The 2,047-nt window shown below is 38.8% G+C and carries 3 protein-coding genes and 2 tRNA genes; 3 read left to right on the plus strand and 2 right to left on the minus strand.

All coding sequences use genetic code 11. The features are described from left to right. Together J671_RS24530 and J671_RS24535 are read left to right on the plus strand one after the other, a co-directional pair. The coding region (locus J671_RS24530) for a hypothetical protein (RefSeq protein WP_031983769.1) at window positions 1-398 on the plus strand (398 nt) is incomplete at its 5' end. Continuing rightward, window positions 391-1,152 carry a 4'-phosphopantetheinyl transferase family protein gene (locus J671_RS24535; protein WP_031982541.1) on the plus strand — a complete coding sequence of 254 codons (762 nt, stop codon included), beginning with the start codon at window positions 391-393 and terminating at the stop codon, window positions 1,150-1,152. The genes J671_RS24530 and J671_RS24535, both read left to right, overlap by 8 nt. 176 nt (window positions 1,153-1,328) lie before the next feature. Here J671_RS24535 and J671_RS24540 read toward each other — a convergent pair. Beyond that, a tRNA-Gly gene (locus J671_RS24540) sits at window positions 1,329-1,404 on the minus strand. Window positions 1,405-1,450: 46 nt separating this feature from the next. Next, window positions 1,451-1,526 (minus strand) — tRNA-Gly (locus tag J671_RS24545). 230 nt (window positions 1,527-1,756) lie between these two features. Between J671_RS24545 and J671_RS24550 the strand changes: the two genes are divergently transcribed. Then, on the plus strand, window positions 1,757-2,047 hold a 291-nt coding region (locus J671_RS24550; RefSeq protein WP_031983770.1), incomplete at its 3' end, for a BolA family protein.

Raw genomic sequence — 2,047 nt, forward strand, 5'->3', positions numbered from 1 at the left:
AGGCCATCTCTAATTTAATTTTCCGTTTTGTGCCGAAAGATATCATTGCTAAAGATCTGCATCCAGATGGACAAAAAAATCCGTCAGTGGGCTATGCGATGGATTCATTATGCCGTGTGCCAGTATCTAAGCATATTAGCGAGTATATGCATCTCGTTAATTTGCCACAGCAACGAGCCGCTCAAACTACTCTGCTCAATGAGCTTCGGTCTAAAGTCGAGATTATTATTGGAGAGAAAAATCCAATTGTTACCCCAATAAGTCCTGATATTCCGGTACATATCATCGCTGGTGCAGGTCATAATCCACACATTACCCATGTAGAAGCGGTTTATGATTACCTCACACCAGTTCTAACAAAGTATATCAGTACTACAGCACAACTTAGTGATGTCTGATATACCCCAAGTGCAGGTTTATATTTGCCCAGTTTCACGGGTACCAGATAATCATCTCATATTGAGTCATTATCTCAGCTTTCTCAATGCCGCAGAAAAGTTGAGATATGATCAATATCTTCCTCAGGCAGCGCGTCTTTTCTTAATTTCTCGTGTCTTAACGAAGTCTGTTCTAGCAGATAAGCTGGGTATTTCAGCCCATCAAGTCAATATTCAGTTACAACCGAACGGCAAACCTTTTGTACAAGGTAGTAAGACGATTTATTTTAATCTTAGTCATTCAGCGGACGTTATTGTCCTTGCTGTGACTGAAGAAGGGGAAATCGGTGTTGATGTTGAACGAGTGAATCGAGAGTTCCAATGGAAGCGGGTTGATAGCGTTTTAGACCTAAGTGAAATAGAGTGGATTCAGGAAAATGAACCGATTGACCCATTCAGCGTATATCAGCGGTTTTTTCAAATATGGACCTTGAAAGAAGCCTATATTAAATGTACTGGTCAAGGAATGAGTAGCCATTTAAAGAAGCTTAATTTCCATGTCTTTTCTGAATATATAAAGTTTTTTGATGCAACCAAGGATACTCAAAACATAGAACAATATCATTTTCAAAGCTATATTTATGATTGCAATTTTATCTTTTCCATATGTTTACAGCAGAGCCACCATATAGAACGCTTTAATATGGACTGTTTCCAATTATTGCCGTGTATATCTATGCATCCAATGAAGCCGACACCTTGTAGATATAACTAAATTAAATGGATATAACTGGCAATTTAAAAAGGTGAATCGGGTAGAAGCTAGAAAGTCTTTCGTTGGACTTGAACCGGTTTCTTCTCAGTAAGTTATGCTGTGAATTGATAAAGTAAAAAAATAAGGATCGATAAAAAGAAAAAAGCCCCAGTCTTTTGACTAGGGCTTTTAAAATTTGGAGCGGGAAACGAGACTCGAACTCGCGACCCCAACCTTGGCAAGGTTATGCTCTACCAACTGAGCTATTCCCGCATATATGAGCAGTTTTTACTAAAACTTTCTCAAAAAAAAACCAATTTGGAGCGGGAAACGAGACTCGAACTCGCGACCCCAACCTTGGCAAGGTTATGCTCTACCAACTGAGCTATTCCCGCGTGCCGCTTATAATACATTAAGCAAAACAAGGGTCAACAACTTTATGCAAATAATTATGCTGATTGCATAAAATAAAAACAGAAATGAGCATTTAGAGTTATTTTTATTGATAAGTTGCCGAATAAATAGACATTTTGTTTGAAGTCAAAGCGTACAAGAGCAACTTTTGTTTGTGTGTAGACAGGGTATACTAGGTCTAAATATACGAATAATCGTAAAAGGAAAAGCTATGAGCCTTGAACAACAGTTGATTGAACGGTTACAAACCCTTGCACCTAGCCATTTGGAAGTCATTAATGAGTCTGCTGGCCACGGTGGATATTTTCCAGGTAAAGAATCACATTTTAAAGTGATTGTAGTGAGTGAAGAGTTTAACGGCTTGCGTTTGGTTCAACGTCATCAAAAAGTTTATGCCTTGGCTTCTGATTTAATGAATCCGGGACAAATCCATGCTTTAGCAATTCACGCTTATTTACCAAGTGAGTGGCAAGGTCAAGCGCCAGCGAGTCCAGAATGTGCA

The organism is Acinetobacter sp. 1130196, from assembly GCF_000588095.1.
GTDB lineage: Bacteria > Pseudomonadota > Gammaproteobacteria > Pseudomonadales > Moraxellaceae > Acinetobacter > Acinetobacter nosocomialis.

Excerpts from the sequence above, each read along its gene's own strand:
- J671_RS24535 (WP_031982541.1), top strand. The coding sequence starts at position 391 with ATGTCTGATATACCCCAAGTGCAGGTTTATATTTGCCCAGTTTCACGG.